The sequence below is a fragment of the Humibacter antri genome, assembly GCF_054777235.1.
In genome coordinates, this window is sequence record NZ_BAAHAW010000002.1 from 288744 (window position 1) to 315401 (window position 26658).

Here is a 26658-nt window from a genome sequence, read left to right on the forward strand (position 1 = left end):
TGATTCGACACTTCAACAAGCTAAGGACAGGCCAAGCTCAGCAGCGCGGTGCAAGGCCGCTCAGCTGAGCTGGTTCTGCTTCGCCTTCACGGGGATCATCACGGCCAGCCCGACCGCGAGTACGAGCACGATGCCCAGGATTCCCCAGTACTGCGCTCCGCCGAAGGTGACGAAGAGTCCGAACATGAGCGGCGCGATGAACGTTGCGGCGCGGCCGGTCGTGGCGTAGAGGCCGTAGACCTCGCCCTCGCGTCCAGGAGGGATGAGGCGCCCGAGGAACGTGCGGCTGGCCGACTGCGCCGGCCCGACGAAGAGGCAGAGGGCGAGGCCGAGCGTCCAGAATACGATCTGCCCGCCGTCATGCAGCACGAACACGAGCGATCCGCAGATGACGAGGCCGATGAGCGATGTCAGGATGACCGGCTTCGGCCCGAGCAGGTCGTCGAGTGTGCCGACCGCGATGGTGGCGATGCCCGCGACGACGTTCGCGGCGATGGCGAAGATGATGACCTCGCCGGGCGAGAAGCCGAACGATCCAGCGGCGAGCACTCCGCCGAACGTGAACACGCCGGTCAAACCATCACGGAAGATCGCGCTGGCCAGCAGGAAGTAGACGGTGTGGCGGCTGGCCTTCCAGAGCCGTGCGATATCGCTGCCGAGAACGGCGTACGAGCGGAAGAAGCCCACCCGAGGCCGCCCGAAGTCGGCGAGGGCGCGATTCTCCGGAACCGCGAACAGCACGGGGAGCGCGAACACGGCGAACCACAGTGCGGCAATGAGCATCGAGACGCGCACCGAGAGACCGTTCGCACTCGTCACTCCGAACAGGCCGACGCTCGGGTGGATGAATCCGAAGTAGACGATGAGCAGCAGTGCGATTCCGCCGACGTAGCCCATGCCCCAGCCCAGACCGCTCACTTTGCCGATCGTCTTCGGAGTGGAGATCTGGCGGAGCATCCCGTTGTAATTGACGCCCGCGATCTCGAAGAACACCGTGCCGACCGCGAGCAGTGCGAGGCCCAGCCAGACGAACGACGGTGCTGCCTGCACGAAGAACATGAGCGCCAAGCACACGACGACGACACCCGTGTTCAGGCCGAGCCAGAGCTTGCGGCGCCCGGAGGTGTCGGTGCGTTGCCCGAGCACTGGGGCGAGCAGCAGCACGACGATTCCAGCGGCGCTGATCGCCCAGCTGAGAAGCTGAGTGAGCTCCGTCTTGTCGCCGAACGACTTGCCCGTCAGATACACGCTGAAGACGAACGTCGTGGCGACCGCGTTGAAGGCAGAGGATCCCCAATCCCATGCGCCCCAGGCGAGCACCCGCCCGAATCCGGTTCTTGTCGGGAGGCTGGGCGCCGTCGCGGTCGTCGCTCCGGCGGGCGCGGCCAGGGCGTCGTCGCCGGAGCCGCTCGGGTGGTCGGTCATGCGCCAAACACTAGCGATTGAGCGGGTTCCGTGGCGCCGAACCCTTCGGTACTAGCCCGAAAACAGGCAAACCGCTCGGGAACAGGCACAATTGGCCTGTTCCCGGGCGGTAGGCGCTTTCCTGCCTGTTTTCGGTCGGGGAGCCCGACCTACGTCGGTCGGAGTCCCCCACCGGTCGGGGAGCCCGACCTACGTCGGTCGGAGTCCCCCACCGGTCGGGGAGCCCGACCTACGTCGGTCGGAGTCCCCCACCGGTGGGGGAGCCCGATCTGCTTCGGTCGGAGTCGCCAACGCACTTCGGTCGGAGAGCCCGACCTGCTTCGGTCGGAGTCCCCGACCTGTTCGACGGGAGAGCCCGACCCGTGGGTGGGATGGCGGGAACTGCGGCGGAGGGAGGGGAACGACCTCAGGCGTCGTTCTCGGCGAGCCAGGCGTAGGACTGCGCGATCCCGTCGAAGACGTCACCACGGTAGGCGTCGAACTCGACGACGCGCAGCGCGTTCGGGGCGGCCTGCAGAATGGCCAGAACGTCGAGGTCGCCCTGCCCCGCCGGAGTCTGGTTCTCGAACGCCGCCTTCAGCGCATCCGGCACGATCAGTGCGCTCTCGCTGCTGGGCAGCACGTTCGCGATGTCGTCGGTGATCTTGCCGTCCTTCACATGCAGTGCGCGCACCCGGTCGCCCAGCGAGCGCAGCACGGCTGGCGTGTCGGCGCCGCCCACGGTCGCCCAGAACGTGTCGACTTCGAGCACCGTGTCGGGGCCGAGCAGTTCGATGAACAGGTCGTAGACGGGGCGGCCGTCCACCTTGTTCACGAACTCCCACTGGTGGTTGTGATAGCCGAACTCAAGCCCGCGCGACCTGGCCTCGGCGGTCAGCTCGTTGACCCGCTCCGCGATGCGGTGCACGTCATCGGATGTCTGCCACCTGTCGGTCGGGATGAACGGGTCGATCACCGTCGTCATGCCCAACTCGGCGGCGGCGTCGAAGATCGATCCCGGGGCATCCGAGTCGATGACGGGCGCGTGACCGGACGGTGCGGTGAGGCCGGATGCCGCGAACGCGCGCTTGTAGTCGGCTGTACGCAGGTGGAAGGCGTACGGCTCGACCTGGCGGAAGCCGATCTCGGCGACACGGGCGACGGCGCGGTGGAGGTCTTCGTCGATGGCGTCGCGCACCGAATACAGCTGAACGGAGGGGTTGGACACGGTTGCTCCTTCACATGGTGGTCATTGCAGAACAGCAGAACGCGTCGAGAACAGCAACTCTGCTGCTGTTCTCGACGCGAGAGCGCGATCTCTGCTGGTCTGCCTGCGCGGGCGGCGTGTGGCTGCGGTCATCTGCAGAGGGCGGATGGCGGTGGGCGGCGAACCGCCGGCATCCGAGCCGTCGAACCGTGGGGCGGGAACGGTCGGCCGGAGAGCGGTCGGCCGCGAAGGGGCGGCCGGAAAACACACGGTCGGCCGGAGGGCGGTCGGCCGGAGAACACACGATTGGCCGGAGGGCGGTCGGCCGGAGAACGCGCGATCGGCCGGAGGGCGGTCGGCCGGAGAACGCGCGATCGGCCGGATGGAAGTGCTTCAGATTTCCGGCGTACCGTGCGATTTCCGGCGTAGCGTGCGACATCCGGCGCGTGCCGCAGTTCGCGGCGCGGCGTGCGATGTGCGGGATGGCGCGTTTTCGACCGCAAGGGGACGGATGTGCCCACTTCGGGAGCATCCGTCCGCGATCGGCCGACCTAGACTCGGCTCATGATCGGCTGGGGGCGGCTCACGGGCGCTCTGGCCATGACTGCGGTGGCGGTCGCGGGCATCCTGATGGTGCCTCCGGCCGGCAAGCAGTTGATCGAGGACGGGCTGCAGGCGCTGTGGAGCATGTCGCCGAAGCAGGCGCAGGCGTACCTGCTGAAGAATCCCGCGATCGCCATCGACCTGGCGAATGCCGACGGCCGGTACGTCGACGAGTTGTGGAACGATGCGTCGGCGAAGGAGCGCGCGGCCGCGCTGCGCAACGCGCCGCAGCTGATCGGCAACCTCGATGGCGTCGACTACGCGGATCGCGACAAGGCGAACCGCATCTACCTCACCCGCGCGCTGGCGTCGACGAGGAAGCGGGTGGCATCCGCACCACAGGACGAGTCTGCGCGGTTCCGGCTGCGCGCGCTGAAGGCGGTGAAGGCGACACTCGGCGGTTCGCGCAACCCGCGCAGGTACCTCATCGAGCTGACGCCTGCGCCGCGTCCGCTCGCTGCGGTGGCCGTCGGCAACCCCGACACGGCGATGCAGGTCACGTTCGATGTGCCGGGCATGGGCACGTACGCCGACGACATGCAGCTATGGACGCAGGCCGCGCAGAACGTTTACGACGAGCAGGGCAAGGCGGGTGCTCCGGCGAACCGCTCGGTGATCGCCTGGATCGGATACGTGACCCCGCCGCCCGGCATCGACGCGGCGCTCGGCGCCTATGCCGCACGCGGAGCGCCACGTCTGGTGACTGCGCTGCGCGGCTTCAAGGCCAGCCGCGGCGGTGCGAAGAAGGTGGACATCAGCATCATCGCGCACTCCTACGGCACGACGACGGCGGCGAACGCGCTGGCATCCGCACGACTCGGGGTCTTTGCGTTCGTCATGCTCGGCTCCGCCGGCATCGAAGAGAACATCAAGGATGCCCGTGCCCTGCATTGCGAACGCGTGTACGCCGGTGAGGCCGCCGGCGACACTCAGGCGCAATGGGGACGGCTGACACGCAGGGATCCGCGGGCGCCGTCGTTCGGGGCGAGGGCTTTGCACGTCGAGGGATCCGGCGGCAAGCTCCCGGTGACCAACCACGAGCCGATCAAGCACTCGAACTGGAACAACGACCCCACGTCGGCCGCCTACGCACGGTTCACCGACATGGACGAGCTCACGAAGAAGTACAGCGACCACGTGACCACGTTCGGATACCTGGATGCCGGCACCGAGTCGCTCGCGAACGCTGCCACCGCGACGACGCGCGACCCGTCACGCGGACTGCTCTGAGGTGCACCGCTGGTTTCGACAGGCTCAACCGGCGGGAGGGGTCGAAGGGTTGAGAGTGCGGCTGGGCGGTGGTTTCGACGGGCTCGACCGGCGGGAGGGGTCGAAGGGGCGAGAGCGCGGCTGGACGGTGGTTTCGACAGGCTCAACCGGCGGGAGGGGGTGGAGGGTGCCGGATGTGGTGGTTTCGACAGGCTCAACCGGCGGTGGGGGTTGAAGGGGCGAGCAGGCGGGCGCGCTCCTGCTCGTTGAGGCGCACCATCGGTCGGTCGCCGAGCCGGGCATCCAGGCTCACCGCCGCGTTGATCAGAGCGAGGTGGCTGAACGCCTGCGGGAAGTTGCCGAGGTGCTCGCCGCGCCTGCCGAGCTCCTCGCCGTAGAGGCCGAGGTGGTTGGCGTAGCTGAACATCTTCTCCAGCGTCCACCTGGCCTGCTCGACCATGCCGGACTGAGCCAGCGCCTCCACGTACCAGAACGAGCAGAGCGAGAACGTGCCCTCGTCGCCGGCCAACCCGTCCGGCGCCGCCGACGGGTTGTAGCGGTACAGAAGGCTGTCGGAGACGAGCTCGTCGCGGATCGCGCCCAGCGTCGAACGCCAGCGCGGATCGTGCGGCGACAGGAATCCGCTCGTCGGCATGACCAACAGCGAGGCGTCGAGCACGTCCGATCCGTAGTGCTGCACGAATGCCTTGCGATCCGCGTTCCAGCCGCGGGCCATGATCTGGCGATAGACGGCATCCCGCTGCTGCGTCCAGTCCGCGACGGCGCCGGGCCAGCCGCGGTCGTTGCTCATGCGGATCGCCCGGTCGAACGCGACCCAGCTCATCAGGCGGCTGTACGTGTGATCCCGGGCACCGCCGCGGCTCTCCCAGATGCCCTCGTCCGGCCGGTCCCAGTTCGTGCTGAGCCAGTCGACCATGCCAGCGATGCCGTCCCAGTCGCTGTTGTCGATGCACGCGCCCGCGCGGTCGGCCAGGGCGAGGCATCCGACCACCTCGCCGTAGACGTCCAGTTGCAGCTGATCGGCGGCACCGTTGCCGATGCGCACCGGCCGCGAATCGCGGTATCCGGCGAAGTGGGTGAGCTCCTCCTCGACGAGGTCGGATGATCCGTCCACCCGGTACATGATCTTCAGCGGTCCGGATGCGTCGCCCTCGTGCTCCTTGACGCGGTCCGAGATCCAGCGGGTGAACGCCTGCGCCTCGTCCGTGTAGCCGAGCCCGAGCAGCGCCTGCACCGAGAACGAGGAGTCGCGCACCCACGAGTACCGGTAGTCCCAGTTGCGCTCGCCGCCGATCTGCTCAGGCAGCCCCGCGGTGGGTGCCGCCACGAGCCCGCCCGTCGGCGCGTAGGTCATCATCTTGAGCGTCATCGCCGAGCGCATCACGTGCTCGCGCCAGCGCCCGCGGTACGAGGATGCGTTCACCCAGGTGCGCCAGAAGCGTCCGGTGCGCTCGAGCGTGTCGAACGCGGCACGCGGGTCGATCCGCTCCGGCGTCGTGTCGGCACCCGAGCGCAGAATCAGTGCCCGCAGCTGGCCCGCGGAGAGATCGCAGACCCCGCGCGCCGATCCACCGTGCGCCTGCAACGGGATGCCCGTGCTCAGGCTGAGGCGCAGGCCGGGCGTCTCGAAGACCGCCCCTGCGTCATCCACGTGCAGGTCGTGCGCGGCGCGCCCGTAGTCGAACCGAGGCGCGCACTCGATCTCGAACCGCATACTTCCGCGCACGACGTGCACCAGGCGCACGAGGTCATGTCGCGAGGTCGCCCGTTGCGGATCATCCGCAAGCGGCATGAAGTCGATGATCTCGCCGACGCCGTCGTCCGACATGAACCGAGTGATCAGAATGGCGGTGTCGGGCATGTAGAGCTGCCTCGTCACGAAGCCGCCGCCCGCCGGTCTGATGCGGAAGTGTCCGCCTCGCTCCCGGTCCAGCAGCGACGCGAACACGGTAGGCGAGTCGAACCGCGGACAGCAGAACCAGTCGATCTCCCCCTTGTGCGACACCAGCGCCGCCGTCTGCAGATCGCCGATCAGGCCATGCTCTTCGATCGGTGAGTACCCGTCCACGAGATCCCCCGCCCCCCGACGTGATGGTGGTTCCACGCTATTGCGAGCATCAGAGCTTGTCCATGTTCGCCTGATCGGGCTGAACGGGCCCCGTGTTCGGGGGCCAGCGGATGCGACGGCATCCGGCTTACATTCGGCGATAGGGCCGCGGACCAGGCTGCCCGGCCTGTGTCGCGGGCGCAGCACCACCCGACATGCCGCCGCAGCCCCGCTCACCGGTCTCGCCCCGCCGGCCGCCGTTGGGCAGGGTTGGGCAGGGCACGCATGTCGTCCTTTCTTTACAGCGTCGGCCGGTGGGCGTTTCGCGCCCGTGCCCTCGTTCTCGCACTCTGGCTGGTGCTCGTGGCGCTCGCCATCGCAGGCGCCGCGTTGTTCGGCACGGGCACCCAGAACACGTACGCGATCCCGGGCACCGAGTCGCAGCAGGCGCTGGATGCCCTGGCCCGCACGTTCCCTCAGGTCAGCGGCGCCTCCGCTCAGCTGGTGGCTGTCGCACCGAAGGGCGGGAGCGTGAAGGATGCCGCGTTCCAGTCCGCCGTCGAGGCGAGCGTCACGCGGCTGGAGGCCATCCCGCAGGTGACGTCGGCCACCTCACCGTACTCGTCGACCTCGAGTGCGAACATCAGCAAGGACGACTCCGCGGTGATCGTCCCGATCCAGCTCGAGGTGGCGCAATCCGCGGTGCTGCCCACCACGGCGGATGCCCTCCAAGCCGAGGCGCACCACCTTCAGACGCAGCTGCCGAAGGGATCGCAGGCCTCGATGGGAGGCCAGCTGTTCGCTCAGACGGCGGCGGGAATCAGCGTCACGGAGCTGCTGGGCATCCTCGTCGCCTTCGTCGTGCTCGCGTTCACGTTCGTCTCGCTGCTGCTGGCGGCGATGCCGCTGGTGACGGCGTTGCTGGGTGTCGCGGTGTCGCTGTCGATCATCGTGGCCATGACGTCGGTCACGACCATCACGTCGACGACGCCGCTGCTGGCGCTCATGCTCGGACTGGCGGTGGGGATCGACTACGCCCTCTTCATCACCTCGCGACATCAGGACCAGGTGCGTAGCGGGATCGACCCGGAGGAGTCGGCCGCGCGGTCCATCGCGACGGCGGGGTCGGCCGTGGTGTTCGCGGCGGTGACCGTGATGATCGCGCTGCTCGGGCTGAGCGTGGCGGGCATCCCATTTCTGACCACGATGGGTGTGGCCTCGGCCGGGGCGGTGGCGCTGGCCGTGCTCGTCTCCACGACGCTGACGCCCGCGCTGCTCGGATTCCTCGGCTGGCATGTCGTGCGGCGCAAGTACCGTCCGCCGAAGCCATCGAAGCCATCGAAGCCAGCGAAGCCATACGCGGCCGAGGTGGCCGAGCACGCGGGCGGTGAGGACCCCGATCCGGCCGATTCGATCACGGAGTTCGAGGCGGTTGATGCGGCGGCACGGTCGGAGGCGGCCGATCAGCTCGAGCCGGATACCGAGGAGAGCGTCGAAGAGGACGCCGAGGAGGGAACTGAATCGACAGGAGATTCCGATGAGGAGGAGCAGACTGAAAGTCCGACCGCTGACCGACCGCCGAGACGGCGGTCGGCGCTGGCGTCGCGGAGGAGCCCAGAAATGGCCTCCTCCCCAAGCTCCAGCGCGCACGGATTCTTCTTCGGCTGGGTGCGCGGCGCGACCAAGTGGCCCATCCTCACCGTGGTGATCGTCGTCGTCGGGCTGGGCCTGCTCGCCGTGCCCGCCGCACACCTGCGGCTGGCGCTGCCGGATGCCGGATCCCTGCCGGAGCACGAACCCGGCCGCGTCACGTACGACCTGATCGACGAGCATTTCGGACCGGGATACAACGGCCCTCTGATCGTGACCGGGTCGATCATCCAGAACAACGACCCGGTCGGGCTGATGAACGACCTCGGCGCGAGCATCGCCAAGGTGCCAGGCGTTGTCGCGGTGCCGCTGTCGACGCCGAACCAGCCAGGTGACACGGGGATCGTGCAGGTCATCCCGTCCGGAGCACCCGACTCGAAGGCGACACAGGATCTGGTCGCCCGCCTCCGCGGCATGCACGACCAGTTCCAGAAGCAGTACGGCGTCGACCTCTCGGTGACCGGCTATACCGCCGCCGGCATCGACGTCTCCGCGCGGCTGGGCCAGGCGCTGCTGCCGTTCGGCATCCTCGTCGTCGGCCTCTCGCTGGTGCTGCTCGCGATGGTGTTCCGGTCCATCGTCGTGCCGGTCACCGCCGCACTCGGCTACCTGCTCTCGATCGGCGCCGCGTTCGGGGTCACGAGTCTGGTCTTCGAGAACGGGATGCTGGCCGGGCCCTTGGGCGTGGCATCCCTCGGCTCCGTGATCAGCTTCATGCCGATCATCCTGATGGGCGTGCTGTTCGGGCTCGCGATGGACTACGAGGTGTTCCTGGTCAGCCGCATGCGCGAGGATTACGTGCACCACGGCGATGCGCACGAGGCGATCGTGACCGGATTCCTCGGCTCGGCCAGAGTGGTCACGGCGGCGGCGATCATCATGTTCGCGGTGTTCGCGGCGTTCGTTCCCGAGGGCGACGCCTCCATCCAGCCGATAGCGCTCGGACTCGCGGTCGGCGTGGCGATCGACGCGTTCATCGTGCGCATGACGCTCATTCCCGCCGTGCTCATGCTCTTCGGACGGCACGCCTGGTGGATGCCCCGCTCACTCGAGCGCGTGCTTCCGCACTTCGACGCGGAGGGCGAGGGCATCGCGCGGGAGCTCGAACTCGCCCACTGGCCTGGAGAGGTCCAGCCGCCCGGGAAAGCCCAGCCGCTCGGAGGAGCCCGGTCACCCGGAAACGCCCAGTCGCCCGGGGAGGCGCGGCCGCCCGGATCGAACCGGCCGCCGGGGGACGGCGAGCGGTTCGCCGTGGCCGCCGAAGGCGTGTCGCTCACGAAGTCCGGGCTGGAACTCGTGAGCGGGTTCGACGCTATGGTGCCGGCCGGGAGCGTGCTCATCGTGCGCTCGAGCGATCGGCTGGCGGCCGCAGCCCTTGTCGCCGCGCTCTGCGGGCGGTATCCGGTCGCATCCGGAAAGCTCAAGGTCGCGGGGCTGGTGCTGCCGACCCGTGCCGGGGCGGTGCGCAAACGGTCGACGCTCGTGCAGGTGCGGCCATCGCCCGCGCCCGTCGAGGAGGTGCGGAGAGCGCTCGACGCCGACGCGGAGATCCTCGGCCTGTGCGACCTGGACAGCCTCGGCGAGCGAGGCGAGCGGGCAGCGATTGCCGAGCTGTTGACCCGCGCGCGATCCGCGCGGCTCCCGGTGACGGATGCCCGTGCAATCCACGCCGACGCCGTCGCGATCACGATCGTCGCCTCGTGCGCCCCCGACGCGAACATCGCCGAGATTCTGGGCGCCGCGTCCACCGGCGCGGGGCTGTTCGACGAACGCGCCGTTGTCGAGGTCACGATCGGAGCGGGCACTCCGGTGCGCTCCTCCAGAGATCCGTCACCCGATGAGCTGACCGTGGGGGTGGGCTGAGATGGATGCGAAGCCGCGCGCAGCGAGCGCACTGTCGGCGCGAACCGGTGTCGAGCATCCGAGCGCCGTCATGCTCGCCGTGCTGCTCGTGCTGCCGCTCATCATGGGGATGCTGCTCATGTGGGGCCTGTCGACGCCCGCGCTGCACCTGGACCGGGTGAGCGCGGCCGTCGTCAACGACGACTCGCCCGTCACGATCAACGGCAAGACGACTCCGCTCGGAAGGCAGTTCGCGGCGGGACTCATCGCCGGTTCGGCGCCCACCAGCGGCGCGTCGGCGAACGGCAACATCCCGACCCAGCCGGCACGCGTCGGCTCGAACTTCAACTGGGTTCTGACGAACGACGGGGATGCCGCCGGTGGCCTCGCCGACGGACGGTACGCCGCGGTACTCATCATTCCGGCCACGTTCTCCACGTCGATCAGCTCGCTGTCCGGTTCGGCGCAGAGCGCGGTTCAGACGCTCGTGCAGGTGAAGACGAGCCCGTCGGCCGCGTTGCTCGATCCCGCGCTGGTGCAGGCCGTGACGGCGAACGCGGCGGCCCAGCTCAACCGGCAGGTCATCGACCAGTACCTGCAGGGTGTGTACGGCGGCTTCAACTCGGTGCACGACCAGATCGCGCAGGCATCCACCGGTGCTGCACAAGTGGCCGGCGGTGCCGACTCGGTGTCCAGTGGAGCGCAGCAGCTGTCGTCGGGGGCTTCGTCGCTCAGCTCCGGCCTTGGCACGCTCTCCTCGAGCACATCCGGCCTGCCGGGGCAGACCGCTCAGCTGGCAGCGGGTGCCTCGAAGGTCGCAGCCGGCAACGACGCGATCTCGGGGTCGCTGACCGCGGCTGTCACCTCGTTCGCAGCAACGGTGGCGACGATCTGCCAGCATCCGGGAAACGTGTGCGATCAGGCGACTGCGGCGCTGGACAAGCTGCAGAGTGCGGCGACCAGCGCGGGCACGCTCTCGTCGGGAGCCGACCAGGTAGCCTCGGGCGCCTCGCAGCTCGCCGGGGCCATGCCGCAATTGGTGAACGGAATCGGCCAGTCGGCATCCGGTGCGTCGTCTCTGGCGGCGGGGTCGGCGAACCTCGCTTCCGGTGCGCAGCAGACCAGTACGGGAGCGGATCAGCTGGCATCCGGGCTGTCACAGGCGGTGGCGAAGATACCCTCCTACTCCGATTCGGACATCCAGGTGCTGTCCGAGGCCGCGTCCCAGCCGGTCGTGATCGATCCGCGATCGGCGCCGTCGGGCATCCAGGCGGCACCGTTGTTCACGGTGATCGCGCTGTGGATCGGCGGCCTCGCGCTCGCTCTCGTGAGGATGCCGGTGCCGCAGTCCAGGCTCATGACGGGTGCGTCCTCGCTGCGGCTCGCCGGCAGGTCGGCGGGGATCACGGCGGCGCTCGGGGCGGTTCAGGGGCTGCTGCTGTCGTCGGTGGTGCTGATCGGCCTCGATCTCGCGCCGGGCGTCTGGGCAGGGTATGTCGGGGCATCCGTGTTGCTCGGCGCCGTGCTCGCGCTCGTGAACCAGGGGCTGGCCGCGGCGCTCGGCGCGCTCGGACGCGCCCTCGCCCTGCTGGTGACGATCGTCGCGCTCGCCGTCGGCATCGCGTCATCGGTGCCACCGGTGCTGGTCGGGATCGCCGGGCTGCTGCCGACGACCCCCGCACTCGTCGCACTTCGCGGTGCGATCGGCGGCGATGTCGGGCTGGCGCTGGGCGCGGGTGCGCTCGCGCTCCTGTGGGGCGTCGTCGGTGTCGCCCTCGTGCTCGGCGGCGTGCTCGGGCGGCGTCGGCTGCGGCTGGCGTGATACGCGTGCCGGGAGCTGAGCCAGGCGCGGGGTGCACCGACGAGAACTCATGGCCGGAACTGTCGTTTCGTCGCCGGATGACGACGGTTCGGGCCATGGATTCAGCGCGGCTCCCGGGTCGTCGCGGTCGGGGCCGGGCGGCCGATGGTCTGCGCGGCGGCGCGTGCGCGCTCGAGACGTGCGGCGAGACCGCTAGCGGAGCCGGCCGGAAGGCCGTCGACGGGGAACCAGGCCACGTCGTCGCTCTCCTCGCTGACGGCGACACGGACCGCTGGATCCACCACCGCGACGAACCCGATGTCCCAGTGCGCCGAGCAGGCGAAGCCGCTGCCGAGCTCGTGGCGGTCGAGGTCCACGATCGCATCGGTCAGCAACTCGAGATTCCGGATGCCCGACTCCTCGCGCGCCTCCCGCGCCGCCCCATCCGCGATCGAAACGTCGTGCGGCTCGACGTGACCGCCGAACTGCACCCAGAAGCCGCCCTTGCGGTGAAAGCACAGTAGCGTGCGCCCCAGGTCGGGCGAGAACACGAAGCACGACCCGGTCACGTGCTCCGGGCCGCCGTCGCGGCGGAGCGCGGCGTCGCCGTTGTCCGTCACGAATCGCACGAACGCGTCGCGGGCATCCGATGCTTCAAGGGCGGACAGGCGGTCGAGCAGGTCGTCGTGGGTCATACGCTTCTCTCTTGCGAGCAGGATCTCGGCACCGGTGCTCACGCGTCAGGACAGCGCCAGAATGCGCTTCAAGATCGTGTCGATGCGTGCGAGCACAAGGTCGTCGACGGTCCCGAAGCGCGTCTCGAGGCGAAGCGGAGAGATGGAGCGTATGTCCTCACACTTCGCGTAGCTCGTCGCACGGAGGCCCGACGAGCCGGGTTCGATCTCGACGTGCGTCGACTGCCCGCGGAACGTACGCGTCACCGGGAGCACTGCGATCACCGGCGGAGTTGATGCGAGCCACGGATCAGCGCTCACAATCACGACGGGGCGCCGTAGGCCTTGCTCGTGGCCGATCGGCTCGCCCAGGTCGGCGAGATGGATCTCGCCTCGTCTCACCAGTCACCGCGATTGCTGATCTCGTCATCGGAGGCGTCGGCCAGGGCGTCCGTGCCGCCGGATCGGAGGTAACCGTCGCGCGCCTCGGGCGTCAGCGCTTCATTCTCTCTGCGAACGGCATCCCAGAATCGCTGCTCATCGCTCGCGTCGAGGGCTGCCTCGATCGCATTCGCCATCGTGGTGTGCTGTGCGTGCGCGCGTTCGGCGATTCGATCGCGAAGGGCGTTGGACACTTTGATCGTGGTCGATGACATACCATCAGTATACAAGCGGTATACCACCACTGCACGGCGCAGATTCCCGACGATGGCCCCGCGCCGAACCGCCCGCGCGGTCGCATTGCGGATGCCTGCTACTGGTCCCCGACGGAGGGAACGAGTTCGGCGAGCAGGCCGAACACGGCATCCAGCTGGCCATCTGGTAGAGGCGGCAGCGACATCGTCGCTCCGATCAGAAGCAGGTGCGGCACCAGGGCAGCGATGTGGGCCCTGCCCGGATCGTGAAGGCTGCGAGACCAGATGCCCTCGAGCGCAGCGAGCCTCGCAGAATCCACCCTCGCCTGAGCCGCTGCCGCTTCAGGGCTCTGAAACGCCCAGGCGCGCACAGCGGCCTCGACACGCACGTCGACGAGCCGCCCGATGCGCCCCGCCAGGTCGGAGAGCAGCGTCTCCGGCGGGATGTCGGCGGCGACCTGCATCGATCGGTGTTCCCATTCGTCGAGCAGTGCATTGCGGTAGTCGTCGATGCCGCGGAAGTGGTGGAAGAACGACCCCTTTGTGACGCCGAGTCGTGCAGCGAGCCGGTCGATGCGGATGCCGGAGAGCCCCTCCTCCGAGAGCACGTGCACACCTTCGGCGACCCATTGATCTCTTGTCACGCTAGCGACCATACCACACCGTATGGTATGGTCCGGATATGTCCGTCCTTCCCGATCCGGTGTGGCCGGTCGTCGTGCTGGCCGTGATCTCTCTCGGCGACGGCCTTCTTTGCCTCAAACCCGTGAGTTTCATCGCTCAGTGCTTCGACGACGTGGGTTGGCCGCGGCGGTATTGGCGTCTGATGCCCCCGCTCAAGTTCGCCGCCGCGGCGGGCCTGGTCGCCGGGGTCTGGATTCCCGGCCTCGCGGCCCTCACCACTGCGTGTCTGGTGATCTACTTCGTCGTCGCGATCGCCTTCCACCTCAGGGCGCGGGACTTCGGGCGGAACCTTTTCGTCAACGCCACCGGGATGCTCGTCATCTGCGTCGCCGTCGGGTTGTACTCGTTCCTCGGCTGAATTCACGGCCAGAGCTCATGCCGCTGCGCGAGACGGGCTCGACGGCCGGCGATCACTCCCCGCTCGGGCGGGCCTCGCCGGATGGCCTGCGCAGACGACGCAGGCGGAACGGGAAGATGAAGAAGACGGCGATGATCGCGTACCCGACGAGCGCGACGACCGGTACGAACCATCCGACGATGATGAGCACGACGTAGGCGACGAGTCCCGGAATCAAGCGCTGCGTGAAGATGACGTGGTCTTCTTCCGGAGCATCGGGATCGAGAAGTCCGGCACGGCGCGCGTACCACCAGAGCGTCCAGAGCAGTCCGGTCAGCACCAGAACGGAGCCGCCGTAGAGGCTGACGGCGAACTGTTCGGGGTGGTCGGTCTCGATGAACGCCGAGAGGAACTTGGTCGGGTACGGCATGAACGAGACGAACAGCAGCACGAGCAGGTTGAAGCGCACGAAGTTCGAGTCCGTGTGTACAAGGTGGTCGGTGATGGCCGAGTGCGCCAGCCAGACAGCGCCGATCGTGGCGAACGAGATGACGTAGGCGAGAAATGTCGGCCACTCCCCCAGGATCTTCACAACGACATCGCCGCCGGTCAGGGTCGGCACCACGAGATCGAGCACCAGCAGAGTGATCGCGAACGCGAAGACGCCGTCGCTCAGCCCGATCATGCGGTCGGTGCGGTACTTGCGCGCCTTCCGGCCCCTCGCGCTTGGTCGAGACGATTCCTCTGACTCCGCTGTCACGTCGGCCCCTTCCCATCCGAAACGGCGCACCGATCAACATTCTGTCGGGCCGCCGTTCGGCGTGGAAGGAGTGAAGCGCGTGGCGTCGATTTCGCCCGAAGGATGGGATGGCGCCGGTGGATGGATCAGAGGGCGGGTGGCGTCGGCGAGCGGGCGGATCAGAGGGCGGATGCCCCCACGGCGATCAGGAGGATCCCGCCGCCGAGCATCGCGAGCGAGAGCACCGTGAATCCCGCCCAGATCAGTGCGCGCCAGGCGTTCGGCCGCTGCGGATCGTGCCCGATCACCGAGAAGAAGAAGCCGCCGGGGATGAGCAGCGCACAGCAGAGCACCGCGATTCCGATCACGGTCCCCCAGATGCCGGCGCCTGCCGCGCTCGTCGCCAGCAGCACCACGAGGCCGAGGATCACCAGCACGCCGGCATGCGCGTGCCCCGCCCGGAAGAACGACTTCTGCAGGTCGTTCGCCCCTTGCTTTCCGGCCACGACGCGCAGCATGAACGCACCGCCGTAGGCGATCCCGATCACGGTGAGAAGCACGGCGCCGACAATGATGGTGATCGACGGCGTGAACAACGGTTCGTGCACTGTGGTGTTCAACATGCTCTCCCATTCGGTACTTGAGCTGGATAGTGGCGCTATCCATATTGGATACTTGTACTATCTGTTGTCAAGCAGTGCAACTGGAGGGCGACCCGACGATGCGAATTTCCGACCTGGCCCGAATGAGCGGGGTGCCCGTCGCGACCATCAAGTACTACCTGCGCGAAGGCATCCTGTCGCCGGGCGAGGCGCGAGGGGCCACGCAGGCCGAATACGGCGAGGGGCACGTGCGCCGGCTACGCCTGATCCGCTCGCTCGCAGATGTCGCCGGCCTGCCGATAGCCCGGATCAAGGTGATCCTGAGCCTGATAGATCAGCCGCACGACGATCTCTTCACCACGCTCGGCGAGGCGATTCAAGCGCTGCCGCCGTATCCCGATCGATCTTCAGGTGGCGAGCATGAGCTGGCGAAGGCGGCGATCGAACGTCTCGGCTGGACATACGACGGCGACTTCGCCGCGACCGCGCAACTCGAGCTGGCGCTGCACGCGGTGGCGGATGCCGGCATCCCGATCACCGACGAGCGACTCGACGCGTACGGGGCGTCGCTGCATCGACTCGCCGAGGTCGACATCGCCTTGATGCCGGGCGCGTCGACGGCCGGTCCCGGTGGCACGGCGGGTGCGGGTGCCACGACTGGTGCGGGCGCAGGGGCAGGGGCAGGTGCGGGTGACGCGACCGGTGCGGGTGACACGACTGGCGCCGGTGCAGGAGCAAGTAGCTCTGGTCAGGGCGAGGAGGCGCCCGCGTTCCTCCCTTCGGCGGCTGTGGAGTATGCGGTGCTCGGCACCGCTCTGTACGAGCCCGTCGTGACGGCACTCCGGAGGCTCGCGCATCAAGACGTCGTCGCGCGGATGCTGTCCACCGCGCCGCGTAAGCCCGCAATAGGCGGGAGCCGGCCGCGATGACGAGCAACGCTCGTCGAGCCGGAATAATGGATGCGCGACGAAAGTTGATATGAATACGCTCAACTTTTTGGCGGCCGGCTTGACAGGCATCCAGCGTCGGCATAAGTTGAGCCTGCGAGACTCAACTCTCCAGGCGCGTCGCTGCGGAGTCGAGTCTCGATCCATGGCTTCGGCCGCGGCGCGGAAGGCGCTCAGGCCATAAGGGTGCACGTCGTGTGCGCCCGAGGAAGGGAAACACAACACATGTCACGTGCAGTAGGTATCGACCTCGGAACGACGAACTCCGTCGTCTCGGTGCTCGAGGGCGGCGAGCCCGTCGTCATCGCCAACGCGGAGGGATTCCGCACCACCCCGTCGGTGGTGGCGTTCACCAAGGACGGCGAGGTGCTCGTCGGCGAGACCGCCAAGCGCCAGGCCGTCACCAACGTCGACCGCACGATCTCGTCGGTCAAGCGCCACATGGGCACGACCTGGACGCAGGAGATCGACGGCAAGAAGTACACGGCGCAGGAGATCTCCGCGCGCATCCTGCAGAAGCTGAAGCGCGACGCCGAGCAGTACCTCGGAGACACGGTGACGGATGCCGTCGTCACCGTTCCCGCGTACTTCAACGACGCCGAGCGCCAGGCCACCAAAGAGGCCGGTGAGATCGCCGGCCTGAACGTGCTGCGCATCATCAACGAGCCGACAGCGGCCGCTCTCGCCTACGGCCTCGACAAGGGCAAGGAAGACGAGCTCATCCTGGTCTTCGACCTCGGTGGCGGCACGTTCGACGTCTCGCTGCTCGAAGTGGGCAAGGACGACGACTTCTCCACGATCCAGGTGCGCGCCACCGCCGGTGACAACCGCCTCGGCGGCGACGACTGGGACCAGCGCGTCGTCCAGTGGCTGATCAAGAAGTTCAAGGACACCACCGGTGTGGATGTCTCGGGCGACAAGATCGCGCTCCAGCGGCTCAAGGAAGCCGCCGAGCAGGCGAAGAAGGAGCTCTCCAGCTCGATGTCGACGAGCATCCAGCTGCCCTATCTGTCGCTGACCGAGAACGGGCCGGCGAACCTCGACGAGACGCTCACGCGTGCCCAGTTCGAGCAGATGACGTCTGACCTTCTCGACCGCACGAAGAAGCCGTTCCAGGACGTCATCAAGGAGGCCGGCATCAAGGTCGCCGACATCGCCCATGTGGTGCTGGTCGGCGGTTCCACCCGCATGCCTGCCGTCTCCGAGCTCGTGAAGCAGGAGACCGGCGGCAAGGACCCGAACAAGGGCGTGAACCCCGACGAGGTCGTGGCCGTGGGCGCGGCGCTGCAGGCCGGTGTGCTGAAGGGCGAGCGCAAAGACGTTCTGCTCATCGACGTCACCCCGCTGAGCCTCGGCATCGAGACCAAGGGCGGCATCATGACCAAGCTCATCGAGCGCAACACGGCCATCCCGACCAAGCGCAGTGAGACGTTCACGACGGCGGATGACAACCAGCCGTCGGTCGCGATCCAGGTGTTCCAGGGTGAGCGCGAGTTCACCCGCGACAACAAGCCGCTGGGCACGTTCGAGCTCACCGGAATCGCCCCGGCTCCCAGGGGCATCCCGCAGGTCGAGGTCACCTTCGACATCGACGCGAACGGCATCGTGCACGTGTCTGCGAAGGACAAGGGCACCGGCAAGGAGCAGTCGATGACGATCACCGGCGGCTCTTCGCTGCCGAAGGACGACATCGAGCGCATGGTGCGCGAGGCTGAGGAGCACGCCGCCGAAGACAAGAAGCGCCGCGAATCCGCCGAGGTGCGCAACAGCGCCGAGCAGATGGTCTACTCGATCGAGAAGCTCATCAAGGACAACGACGACAAGCTGCCTGCAGACGTGAAGACCGACGTGCAGGGCGATGTGGATGCCCTCAAGTCCGCACTCGCAGCCGACGACGACGAGGCCGTGAAGGCGGCGCACGACAAGCTCACCGCCAGCCAGCAGAAGCTGGGCGAGGCGATCTACCAGTCGGCTCAGGCCGCCGGTGAGCAGGGCGACCCGAACGCGGCCGACCCGGGCAACGGCGAGGCGCCGAACCCTGAGGAGGACGTGGTCGACGCGGAGGTCGTGGACGACGAGGAGCCTTCGACCGGTTCAGGACAGGCTAAGTAGCATGGCGAAGAACGACGACCCTTCGAAGGGCCGGGGGCCCGGCGAAGAGCACGAGGAGCCGATCGTGCGCGATAAGCGCAGGGTCGACCCCGAGACGGGCGAGGTTCGTCGGCCCGAAGCCGCCGGCTCCGAGCGCCTCGAGCACGAGCAGGTGGTCGACCCTTCGGCAGGTTCAGGGCAGGCCGAGGGCGAGGGCTACGAGGGCCCGGATGTCGAGACATCCCTCTCCGAAGCCGACCTCGCCTTCCTCTCCGGGCAGTCCAGCGCCGAGGACCTCGCCGCAGAGCGGCTCGCCGACCTCCAGCGGGTGACCGCGGAATACGCGAACTACCGCAAACGCACCGAGGCGAACCGCGAGGTGGAGCGGGAGCGCGCTGTCGCCGATACGGCGAGGGCGATCCTGCCGGTGCTCGACGACCTCGACAGGGCCGAGAAGCACGGCGACCTCGAGACCGACAGCGCGTTCGCGACCATCGCCGGCAAGCTGCGGGCGGCATCCGAGAAGCTCGGACTTCAGCCCTTCGGCGCGGTAGGCGAGGCGTTCGACCACAACGTGCACGAGGCGATCTTCCAGCAGCCGTCGGCCGAGACGACCGAGCCGACCCTGCTCGACGTCGTCGAGGTGGGTTACACGCTCGGCTCCACGCTCGTGCGCGCGGCCAAGGTGGTCGTGGCGGTCCCGCAGTAGCGTCCGCATTCCGTTCAGGTCGCAGTTTTCGTCGCTTTCGAGCCCAGATGGTGACGAAAACTGCGACCTGAACCGATGACACGCAGCCGCTCACAACAGAACACGTAAGAACTGAACACACAGAACGGAGGTGCCGGGTGGCCAGTCAGGACTGGTTCGACAAGGACTTCTACAAGGTGCTCGGCGTCTCCAAAGACATTTCGCCGGCGGAGCTGAAGAAGACCTACCGCAAGCTCGCACGGCAGTATCACCCGGATTCCAACCCGGGCGACACCAAGGCTGAAGCCAAGTTCAAGGAGATCAGCGAGGCGTACTCCGTGCTCTCCGACGACGAGCAGCGCAAAGAGTACGACCAGATCCGGGCCATGGGCTCCGGTGCCCGATTCACCGCGCCCGGCGGCGGCGCGAACGCCGGCGGGTTCGAGGACGTCTTCGGTGGCATGTTCAATCAGGGCGGCCGCGGGCAGTCCTACACGTTCCAACAGGGCGGCGGTCAATACGACGATCTGCTCGGCGGCCTCTTCGGCAACGGACGCTTCGGCCAGTCGACCGGCGGATACCGCGGCTACGGCGGCCCGACCAAGGGGCAGGATGTCTCGGCATCCACCACCATCGACTTCCAGACCGCGGTCACCGGCGAGACCGTGCACCTCACGGTCGACGGTGAGACCGTCAAGGTGCGCGTGCCGGCCGGGGTGAGCGACAAGCAGCGCATCCGCGTGCCCGGCAAGGGACGCCGGTCGCCGGATGGCGGGGAGCGCGGCGACCTGTACCTCACGGTGACGGTGCGCAGGCATCCGGTGTTCGAGCGCGAGGGGCTGAACCTGCGCGTCACCTTGCCGGTGACCTTCGCGGAGGCGACGCTCGGTGCCACGATCCAGGTTCCCACGCTGGACGGCGGCACGGTGCGGCTCAAGGTCGCGCCCGGCACGCCGAGCGGCAGGGTGCTGCGCGTGAAGGGCAGGGGCGTCTCCACGAAGAAGGACTCCGGCGATCTGCTCGCCGTTGTGCAGGTCGTCGTGCCTTCGCACCTGAGCAAGCAGGGTGAGGATGCCCTCGAAGCGTTCGAGAAGACGCTGCCCGACGAGAATCCGCGCGAGGAGCTGCTCGCGAAGGCGCGTGCCGCGGCACGATGACCGGGATGACGGCGGCACGATGAGGTGCATCGCGGCCGGTTGAACTTGGCCCCTCCAGAGCTTGTCGCAGGATCGAAACCGGCGGGCAGGGCAGACTTCGAATGGGCAGGCTCCGAATGAGCAGACCGCGAGTGTGCAGACTCCGAATACGGGGAGCGAGGTGAGTGGGGATGGCGCAACTGGATGAGACGACACCGGTCTTCGCGATCACCGCGGCCGCTGAGCTGGCCGGCATGCATCCGCAGACGCTGAGGCAGTACGACCGGCTCGGGCTGGTGAGCCCGCGGCGAACGGCGGGCCGATCCCGTCGCTACTCGATGCGCGACGTGGTGCAGCTGCGGGAGGTCGCCAGGCTCGGGTCGGAGGGTGTCAGCCTGGAAGGCATCCGGCGCATCCTCGAGCTCGAGAACCAGGTGAACCGGCTCGGCGCGCGCGTTCGCGAACTGGAGGGTGCGCTCGCCGACGAGATGCTGAACCGTCCTGGCCGCCGGGTGTTCGCCGCCGGTTCCGAGGGCGAGGTCGTCTCGTTGCGTGCCGGAACCCGAGTGCGCCGCAGCAACCAGGTGGTCGTGTGGCGACCGCTCGACCGGTGAGGGGCCGTGCTGCGGCCGGTCGACCGGTGAGGCGTCGTGTGGCGGCCGCTCGACGGATGAGGCGCGGTGCTGCCGTCGGTCCGCATCGTCGCCGAAAGGCCGTGCAGCGCGTGGAGAAGTTCCAGTCGTAGTGTCGACGGCATGACTCGCATGTCCACTGCCGCCGCCGCGCTCGGTGTGAGCGCGGCCGCAGCTGTGCTGGGCGTCGCCGCGCTCGTGGTCGCCGCGAGCCTGTCGGCGAATGTGCACCGGCATCCGATCACGGCGAAGTCGTCACCGACGACCACGGTCGTCGCCGTCGGCGATTCGATCATGGACGGCAACGGGCTCACGCCCGACGAGGCGTGGCCGAACGTCGTGGCCGGGTACAACGGGTGGCATCTCGCGAACCTCGCCACCGACGGCGCCGGGTTCGTCAACCAGGGGAACAACGGGTCGATCTTCGCCGACCAGGTCGACGAGGCCGTCGAGTTCGATCCGACGATGGTGATCATCTCCGGCAGCAGCAACGACCTCGGGGCGTCGGAGTCCGACGTGCAGAAGTCGATGATCTCGGCGATGCGCACGCTGCGCCACGACCTGCCGCATACGAAGATCGTCGCGGTGAGCCCGGTGTGGAACGAGTCGAAGCCTCCGGCCCAGCTCGACCAGATCAACGACGACATGGAATCTGCGGTCAGGTCGGTGGGAGGCACGTACCTCGACATCGGCAGGCCGCTGCTCGGAAAGCCGGGCTACATGCAGTCGGATGACGTGCATCCGACCGCGGACGGCCAGCTTCTCATCGCGGCGGCGGTGGAGCGGTCGCTGCAGAAGCACCACCTCGTGTGACGCGCGGCCGGGCCGAGCGCAATCGGGCTCGTCTCGGCTCGCAGGCGGCGCTGCCACCGACCGCTCGGCGGCGACCGTGCGTCCGAGGCTCGGGGGCGACCGCGCGTCCGATACTCCAGGTCGACAGTGCGCCCGGACGCTCCGGGTCGACGGTGTCCGGACGCTCCGGGTCGACGGTGTCCGGATGCTCGGGGTCGACAGTGTCCGATGCTCCGGGGCGACAGTGCGCGGACGCTCGGCGCCGACAGTGCGCGCGAGTCGCCAAGAGTCGTTCATAGGAACCTCATCGCCAGTGCAGGCCGAGCCCAACAGGGTGATTCGTAACCTGATCGTTATGAACGTCAAGGGGCTCATCACGCCGGCACTCGCCATGGCGTCGGTCGCACTGGCCGTCGCCGGAAACCTCACGATCGGCGCCCCGGCCGCCGCTGCGACCTCGGGGCGTTCGACGGCGGTCGCGATCGGAGACTCGATCATGGACGGCCACAATCTGCAGCCCGACCAGGCCTGGCCGGTCATCATCGCAGGCGACGACGACTGGGCGCTCACGAACCTCGCCGCCGACGGCGACGGCTTCGTGACCGTCGGCGACAACGGCACCATATTCCTCCAGCAGGTGAGCGAGGCGATCTCGTTGCATCCGCAGACCGTCGTGCTCTCGGCGAGCAGCAACGACCTGGGCGTGCCCGAGCCGGAGGTCAGGTCCGCCATGGTGTCGGCGGTCGACGAGTTGCACGCAGCCCTGCCGAACACCGAGATCGTCGGGGTCAGCGCGATCTGGAACCAGAACGACCCGCCGCCGCAGCTCGACCAGATGGGAACCGACCTGAAGCGAACGGTCACCGCCGTCGGCGGCACGTACCTCGCCATCGGCAACCCCTTGAAGGACAGGCCCGATCTCATGCAGGGCGGCGACGTGCATCCCACCGCGGCAGGTCAGCTCATGATCGCCGCCGCCGTGCAGTCCGCGTTGGCGAGGAAGGGCCTGGTGTAGGCGCGTCGACGGCACCCGAACGTGACGAACGAGCACGGGAGCGACGAGCCACCACGGGAGCGACGGGCGAGCACGGGAGCGACGAGCCACCACGGGAGCAACGAGCCACCACGCTGCGGGTGTCGATTGGATGGTGGTTCGTCGCCCGACGGGTCGGGCGGGGTGCCTCAGCGCGTCAGGATGATCTGCCGCGCGTGGCCGTGCCCGTCGAGGGCGAAGTGGAGAGTCAGCGGGCCGGTTCCGACGAGGGATGCGCCGGCATCCGCCTGGCTCACGGTGAAGCTCCCGGCGTCGGGCAGCACGAGCGTCGCGGTCGACTGGGTGCGGCTCGGATCGGCCAGCGCGACGGTGATGGTGTCGCCGTCGCGGTGCACGCCGACCGAGCACGGACCGCTCACCTGCATTCCCTCCACCGGTGACGTCGGCGCTCCGTAGAAGTTCGCGAGCGTCACCCCGGAGCCGTCGTGCACGATCGCCTGCGCACTCGAGTTATTGGCCAGTACCTTCACCGGCTTCTGCGCCTCGGTGGAGAACGTCGTGCTGTGCGCGACGCCGGGCAGTAGGTAATAGGCGTATCCGCCGGAGGCGGGGTCGACGCCGTGCGGATGCGTGAGGGTCACGTAGTCGCGCTGCTTCACGTCTGTCGTGCCGCCGGTGTCGGATCCCGAGTTGATCGCGTTCCACGTGCCCTGCCGGCTCACCACCTGCACCTGGGGCGTCCCCGAGATACCCTCGGCGTCGAGCAGCACGATGCCGGCGTATCCCTCGACGTGCAGACTGCGTTTCACGGGCAGGGCCGGCTGGCCCGGCCGCATCCGCTTGTTCGCGTGGTCGACGCGCAGGTCCGGGGTTTGCCCGGCGGCGAACGACCGGTTCTCGACCGTGGTGAAGACGCTGTGGCCCCCGGTTCCGGCGATCCCTGCGCCGAGGCATACGATGCCGTCGTCGAGGAAGAACCATGACTTCTTGCCCGACAGGGTCTTGTCGAAGTTCAGGTGGTCCATGCCCTGGATGCCCCACCGCGACTCGAGCGCCAGTCCGCCCGCGAACGCCTGGAACGCCCGCGGGATGCCCGTGCCGACGCCGCCCGCGCCCGATGCCCGCACCTCGTCGTTGACGGTGGTGCCGGGCAGCCGGTATGGGTCGACTGTGGGCCAGAAGTCGGCGCTGTACTGCGACGGGTCCACACCCGGTAGGTAGACGAACTGCATGCCGTCGCCCTCGTACCAGCCGAGGTTGTTCTCGTCGTTGCCCCACTCGTACCGTCCGATGCGTTTGGACGAGACGTTCACCACCGACGACCACGCCGGCCGGTGGTGCACGAGCCTGTCCTGGTCGCCGAACGCGTGCGTGACTACGGGTGCGGGAGCGGCCTGCACGGAGGCATCCGTCGCGACGCCCGACACCAGAAGTGCCTGGGCGATCGTGAGCTTCGGCACGGCGACGAGGTTCACGTCGGTGCACTGCTCGAGCCAGCCCTTCGCGAGCGAGAGGAAGGTCGACTGGTACGGCTGCGGTGCTCCGGATGCCAGCAGCAGCGTGCTCGCGATGAGGGTCGCGCCGTCGACGTAATCGGGCTCGTTCTGCCGCGAGACCGCCCTGCCGCGCACGGTGTCCATGATGCGACCGCCCACGACGAACGGCTGGAACGACTTCTGGATCGAGTCGAGGAAAACGCTCTGGTTCGGGTCGGTGACGGCCCACGTGCTGCCGCCGAGCAGGGCGAGGATGGCGGCGACGCCGGAGAGCGTGACCGTGCCGTACGTTCCGACGTAGGGCAGGTAGCTGTGCTGGATGAACGAGCCGTCCCGGTAGAAGCCGTCGCCCGCGGTGACGTAGGTGAAGAGGCTGTTCCTGCCGCCGCCCGCCACGTCGCTGAGGGCATCCCTCGCCATGGCGACCTCGTCGGGACGATTGTCGAGGATGCCCCGCAGTGCCGTGTTCAGCGCCTTGTCGCTGCGGTTGGCTCCGGTCTCGGCGAAGCTGGTGCCGCGGCCCCGATAGTTGGGGTTCGGCGCGAAGTACCGCGCGGCGCCGAGCAGGTTGGTGCGCACCTCCGCGGGCACCTTGTCGTAGAGCAGCACGAGCGAGTCGCCGACCTGACGCGGCCCGCCGATCTCCCAGAACCACCAGTTGCCCGCTGCGGCTTTGCCTGCGACGTACTGGTTGACGCTCATCCAGGTGAGCGCGGAGACGAGGGCGGCAGCGAGCCTGTCGTCGCCGTACTGGTCGGTGCCCTGCGTCGCCCACGCCTCGGCGAGGCTCGTGATCCGGTCGAACGTGACCCCCATGTTGCCGGTCGCGGTGGCGGCGCTGACACCCCGCATCGGCAGATCGGGCCAGATGCCGGGCGATCCTGCGGTCAGTGCCATCGCCTGCCAGGAGGCGGCCGCGTCCGCGGAGATCTGCTTCAGGCTGTTCGCGAGCGCCGGCACTCCGGCAGCACTTCCCGACCCGACGAGCATGGTGGCGCGCCGCTGAATCAAGGCGCCGAGCGCCGTGTCGGAGGATGCCGTGTCGGCGGATGCCCGCAACGCGCCGGTTCCCGTGCCGATCAGAGTGGTGGCAAGGGCGCCTGCGCCTGCGAGCATGAGCACGCTGCGGCGTGAGAGCACGAACCCGTTCTTCGCGGGATCCGGGGAATCGCTGGTGTGCATTGTCACTCCTCGTTGAGATGTTCTTCTTACTTCCGAGTCAGCGCGGCTGATTCGGCGCTCGGCCCCGTCGCCGCTTGCGGCGTGACCGCCGTGCGATAGAGAGGGTCGCGGCGAAGACCCACTGGGCCTTCGCTCATAGCTCCCCCGCGCGAGGCGGCGCGACCGAATCGCGCACCACCACGTGCGTGCCGACGATGACCTCGTTCGCCGCGTGCCGGCCGAAGGCATCCTCGTGCCGCATCGCGATGCGCACCGACTCGCGCCCCATCTCCTCCAGTGGCACGTGCACGGTGGTGAGCTTGGGACGCAACTCGAACGACTGCGGGATGTCGTCGTATCCGACAAGCGAGACGTCGTCAGGAACGCGGATGCCCGCCTCGGTGAGCGCCTCGAGCGCGCCCGCGGCGACGAGGTCGTTGGCAGCGAAGACGGCGGTGTACCCCAGATTCGTGGCGAGGATCTGCTGCATGCGGGTGTAGCCGAACTGGCGGCCGAACGCGCCCTCGTGAACCAGATCGTCGGTCGGCTCGATGCCGCGCGCGAGCAACGCCCTGCGGTAGCCCTGGAGACGCGACGTCGTGGTGGAGAGCCCGGGCGGGCCGCCCAGGTAGAGGATGCGCCGGTGGCCCTGTGCGATCAGGTGCTCGGTGAGAGCGAACGCGCCGCCCTCGTTGTCGTAGCCGACCATCTTGGTGGGCACCGATTCGCCGAGCGAGGGCCGTCCGCACAGCACGAGCACGGATCCCACATCGGCCAGCGCGCGCGCCCGGTCGGCCATCTTGCGGCGCAGTCCCTCGTCGTGCATGGCGCCGCCGACCACGATCACGGCGTCGGCGCGCTGCTCCCGCATGCGATCGATCAGATCGAGCTCCTGGTCACGGCTGCTGCGCGCGGCGGCGACGATGCAGAGCCGATCGTTCAGTGCGGCCTCCTGCTCGACCCCGCGCACTATGTAGGAGAAGAACGGGTCGACGACGTCGTTGACGATGATTCCCACCGTGCGGGTCGCCGCGTTGGCGAGCGCCCTTGCGTGTGCATTCGCCGTGTACCGAAGCTCCGCAACGGCCTGCAGCACCCTGTCCCGCGTGGCCTTCGCCACGGGATAGTTGCCGTTCAGAACCCGGGAGACAGTGGCCGTCGACACCTCGGCACGCTGCGCGACATCGTCGATCGTGGGCATTCTGCCGGTCGCGGAACCTCTACTGCGGGTTGCTTCGTCGGTGCTCATGGTCGTGCGTCTCCCCA

22 protein-coding genes are annotated in these 26658 nt (G+C 68.3%); 11 read left to right on the forward strand and 11 right to left on the reverse strand.

The genetic code is table 11. The features are described 5' to 3' along the window. Positions 1-60: 60 nt before the first annotated feature. On the reverse strand, positions 61-1425 hold the full coding sequence (locus tag ACYVDK_RS02075) for an MFS transporter (RefSeq protein ID WP_460517198.1): 1365 nt from the start codon (positions 1423-1425) through the stop codon (positions 61-63). Positions 1426-1831: 406 nt separating this feature from the next. Then, the gene (locus ACYVDK_RS02080) at positions 1832-2632 is read right to left on the reverse strand and encodes a sugar phosphate isomerase/epimerase family protein (RefSeq protein WP_460517201.1); all 801 of its coding nucleotides are present in this window, start codon (positions 2630-2632) and stop codon (positions 1832-1834) included. 543 nt (positions 2633-3175) lie between these two features. On the opposite strand from ACYVDK_RS02080, the gene ACYVDK_RS02085 reads away from it, so the two are divergent. After that, the gene (locus ACYVDK_RS02085; RefSeq protein WP_460517203.1) at positions 3176-4444 is read left to right on the forward strand and encodes an alpha/beta hydrolase family protein; all 1269 of its coding nucleotides are present in this window, start codon (positions 3176-3178) and stop codon (positions 4442-4444) included. A gap of 193 nt (positions 4445-4637) precedes the next feature. Here ACYVDK_RS02085 and ACYVDK_RS02090 read toward each other — a convergent pair whose 3' ends face one another. Then, positions 4638-6512, reverse strand: a complete 1875-nt coding sequence (locus tag ACYVDK_RS02090) for a glycoside hydrolase family 15 protein (protein WP_460517206.1) — start codon at positions 6510-6512, stop codon at positions 4638-4640. A gap of 264 nt (positions 6513-6776) precedes the next feature. Here ACYVDK_RS02090 and ACYVDK_RS02095 point away from each other — a divergent pair, with 264 nt between their 5' ends. Both ACYVDK_RS02095 and ACYVDK_RS02100 read left to right on the forward strand, forming a co-directional pair. Continuing rightward, positions 6777-10004 carry an MMPL family transporter gene (locus ACYVDK_RS02095; RefSeq protein ID WP_460517209.1) on the forward strand — a complete coding sequence of 1076 codons (3228 nt, stop codon included), beginning with the start codon at positions 6777-6779 and terminating at the stop codon, positions 10002-10004. 1 nt (position 10005) lies between these two features. After that, positions 10006-11805, forward strand: a complete 1800-nt coding sequence (locus tag ACYVDK_RS02100) for a hypothetical protein (RefSeq protein ID WP_460517212.1) — start codon at positions 10006-10008, stop codon at positions 11803-11805. A 101-nt stretch (positions 11806-11906) separates the two neighbouring features. On the opposite strand, the gene ACYVDK_RS02105 is transcribed toward ACYVDK_RS02100, so the two are convergent. From ACYVDK_RS02105 to ACYVDK_RS02120, 4 genes are all read right to left on the reverse strand, one after another. Then, complete coding sequence (locus ACYVDK_RS02105) at positions 11907-12479, reverse strand: NUDIX hydrolase (protein ID WP_460517215.1); 573 nt, start codon at positions 12477-12479, stop codon at positions 11907-11909. Between the two features lie 45 nt (positions 12480-12524). Then, on the reverse strand, positions 12525-12860 hold the full coding sequence (locus ACYVDK_RS02110; protein WP_460517218.1) for a type II toxin-antitoxin system PemK/MazF family toxin: 336 nt from the start codon (positions 12858-12860) through the stop codon (positions 12525-12527). Continuing rightward, positions 12857-13114 carry a hypothetical protein gene (locus ACYVDK_RS02115; protein ID WP_460517221.1) on the reverse strand — a complete coding sequence of 86 codons (258 nt, stop codon included), beginning with the start codon at positions 13112-13114 and terminating at the stop codon, positions 12857-12859. The genes ACYVDK_RS02110 and ACYVDK_RS02115 overlap by 4 nt, the downstream gene beginning before the upstream one ends. A 98-nt stretch (positions 13115-13212) precedes the next feature. Continuing rightward, the gene (locus ACYVDK_RS02120) at positions 13213-13737 is read right to left on the reverse strand and encodes a TetR/AcrR family transcriptional regulator (protein WP_460517224.1); all 525 of its coding nucleotides are present in this window, start codon (positions 13735-13737) and stop codon (positions 13213-13215) included. Between the two features lie 38 nt (positions 13738-13775). Between ACYVDK_RS02120 and ACYVDK_RS02125 the strand changes: the two genes are divergently transcribed. Next, positions 13776-14135: a DoxX family protein gene (locus tag ACYVDK_RS02125; protein ID WP_460517229.1), complete on the forward strand. Its 360-nt coding sequence runs from the start codon at positions 13776-13778 to the stop codon at positions 14133-14135. A gap of 52 nt (positions 14136-14187) precedes the next feature. On the opposite strand, the gene ACYVDK_RS02130 is transcribed toward ACYVDK_RS02125, so the two are convergent. Together ACYVDK_RS02130 and ACYVDK_RS02135 are read right to left on the reverse strand one after the other, a co-directional pair. Continuing rightward, on the reverse strand, positions 14188-14874 hold the full coding sequence (locus ACYVDK_RS02130; RefSeq protein WP_460517233.1) for a TMEM175 family protein: 687 nt from the start codon (positions 14872-14874) through the stop codon (positions 14188-14190). 158 nt (positions 14875-15032) lie between these two features. Next, a complete protein-coding gene (locus tag ACYVDK_RS02135; RefSeq protein ID WP_460517236.1) occupies positions 15033-15476 on the reverse strand; it encodes a hypothetical protein in 444 nt (147 codons plus the stop codon). A gap of 98 nt (positions 15477-15574) precedes the next feature. On the opposite strand from ACYVDK_RS02135, the gene ACYVDK_RS02140 reads away from it, so the two are divergent. From ACYVDK_RS02140 to ACYVDK_RS02170, 7 genes are all read left to right on the forward strand, one after another. Next, a complete protein-coding gene (locus tag ACYVDK_RS02140; protein WP_460517239.1) occupies positions 15575-16384 on the forward strand; it encodes a MerR family transcriptional regulator in 810 nt (269 codons plus the stop codon). 243 nt (positions 16385-16627) lie between these two features. Next, positions 16628-18514 carry an Hsp70 family protein gene (gene dnaK, locus ACYVDK_RS02145; RefSeq protein WP_460517242.1) on the forward strand — a complete coding sequence of 629 codons (1887 nt, stop codon included), beginning with the start codon at positions 16628-16630 and terminating at the stop codon, positions 18512-18514. A gap of 1 nt (position 18515) precedes the next feature. Further along, positions 18516-19202, forward strand: a complete 687-nt coding sequence (locus tag ACYVDK_RS02150) for a nucleotide exchange factor GrpE (protein WP_460517245.1) — start codon at positions 18516-18518, stop codon at positions 19200-19202. A gap of 137 nt (positions 19203-19339) precedes the next feature. Then, positions 19340-20338, forward strand: a complete 999-nt coding sequence (locus ACYVDK_RS02155) for a molecular chaperone DnaJ (protein ID WP_460517248.1) — start codon at positions 19340-19342, stop codon at positions 20336-20338. A gap of 170 nt (positions 20339-20508) precedes the next feature. Beyond that, a complete protein-coding gene (locus tag ACYVDK_RS02160; protein ID WP_460517251.1) occupies positions 20509-20931 on the forward strand; it encodes a heat shock protein transcriptional repressor HspR in 423 nt (140 codons plus the stop codon). Positions 20932-21072: 141 nt separating this feature from the next. Then, the gene (locus ACYVDK_RS02165) at positions 21073-21762 is read left to right on the forward strand and encodes an SGNH/GDSL hydrolase family protein (RefSeq protein WP_460517254.1); all 690 of its coding nucleotides are present in this window, start codon (positions 21073-21075) and stop codon (positions 21760-21762) included. A 334-nt stretch (positions 21763-22096) separates the two neighbouring features. Continuing rightward, positions 22097-22756 carry an SGNH/GDSL hydrolase family protein gene (locus ACYVDK_RS02170; protein ID WP_460517257.1) on the forward strand — a complete coding sequence of 220 codons (660 nt, stop codon included), beginning with the start codon at positions 22097-22099 and terminating at the stop codon, positions 22754-22756. A gap of 167 nt (positions 22757-22923) precedes the next feature. Here ACYVDK_RS02170 and ACYVDK_RS02175 read toward each other — a convergent pair whose 3' ends face one another. Together ACYVDK_RS02175 and ACYVDK_RS02180 are read right to left on the reverse strand one after the other, a co-directional pair. Then, positions 22924-25413: a polysaccharide lyase 8 family protein gene (locus tag ACYVDK_RS02175; RefSeq protein ID WP_460517260.1), complete on the reverse strand. Its 2490-nt coding sequence runs from the start codon at positions 25411-25413 to the stop codon at positions 22924-22926. Between the two features lie 133 nt (positions 25414-25546). Next, a complete protein-coding gene (locus ACYVDK_RS02180) occupies positions 25547-26641 on the reverse strand; it encodes a LacI family DNA-binding transcriptional regulator (protein ID WP_460517263.1) in 1095 nt (364 codons plus the stop codon). Positions 26642-26658 lie beyond the last annotated feature (17 nt).

Bases quoted from the DNA above. Each gene is read 5' to 3' on its own strand.
- ACYVDK_RS02075 (WP_460517198.1), bottom strand. From the start codon at position 1,425: ATGACCGACCACCCGAGCGGCTCCGGCGACGACGCCCTGGCCGCGCCC.
- ACYVDK_RS02085 (WP_460517203.1), top strand. From the start codon at position 3,176: ATGATCGGCTGGGGGCGGCTCACGGGCGCTCTGGCCATGACTGCGGTG.
- ACYVDK_RS02095 (WP_460517209.1), top strand. From the start codon at position 6,777: ATGTCGTCCTTTCTTTACAGCGTCGGCCGGTGGGCGTTTCGCGCCCGT.
- ACYVDK_RS02100 (WP_460517212.1), top strand. From the start codon at position 10,006: ATGGATGCGAAGCCGCGCGCAGCGAGCGCACTGTCGGCGCGAACCGGT.
- ACYVDK_RS02105 (WP_460517215.1), bottom strand. From the start codon at position 12,479: ATGACCCACGACGACCTGCTCGACCGCCTGTCCGCCCTTGAAGCATCG.
- ACYVDK_RS02115 (WP_460517221.1), bottom strand. From the start codon at position 13,114: ATGTCATCGACCACGATCAAAGTGTCCAACGCCCTTCGCGATCGAATC.
- ACYVDK_RS02125 (WP_460517229.1), top strand. From the start codon at position 13,776: ATGTCCGTCCTTCCCGATCCGGTGTGGCCGGTCGTCGTGCTGGCCGTG.
- ACYVDK_RS02135 (WP_460517236.1), bottom strand. From the start codon at position 15,476: ATGTTGAACACCACAGTGCACGAACCGTTGTTCACGCCGTCGATCACC.
- ACYVDK_RS02140 (WP_460517239.1), top strand. From the start codon at position 15,575: ATGCGAATTTCCGACCTGGCCCGAATGAGCGGGGTGCCCGTCGCGACC.
- dnaK (WP_460517242.1), top strand. From the start codon at position 16,628: ATGTCACGTGCAGTAGGTATCGACCTCGGAACGACGAACTCCGTCGTC.
- ACYVDK_RS02150 (WP_460517245.1), top strand. From the start codon at position 18,516: ATGGCGAAGAACGACGACCCTTCGAAGGGCCGGGGGCCCGGCGAAGAG.
- ACYVDK_RS02160 (WP_460517251.1), top strand. From the start codon at position 20,509: ATGGCGCAACTGGATGAGACGACACCGGTCTTCGCGATCACCGCGGCC.
- ACYVDK_RS02165 (WP_460517254.1), top strand. From the start codon at position 21,073: ATGACTCGCATGTCCACTGCCGCCGCCGCGCTCGGTGTGAGCGCGGCC.
- ACYVDK_RS02170 (WP_460517257.1), top strand. From the start codon at position 22,097: ATGAACGTCAAGGGGCTCATCACGCCGGCACTCGCCATGGCGTCGGTC.
- ACYVDK_RS02175 (WP_460517260.1), bottom strand. From the start codon at position 25,413: ATGCACACCAGCGATTCCCCGGATCCCGCGAAGAACGGGTTCGTGCTC.
- ACYVDK_RS02180 (WP_460517263.1), bottom strand. From the start codon at position 26,641: ATGAGCACCGACGAAGCAACCCGCAGTAGAGGTTCCGCGACCGGCAGA.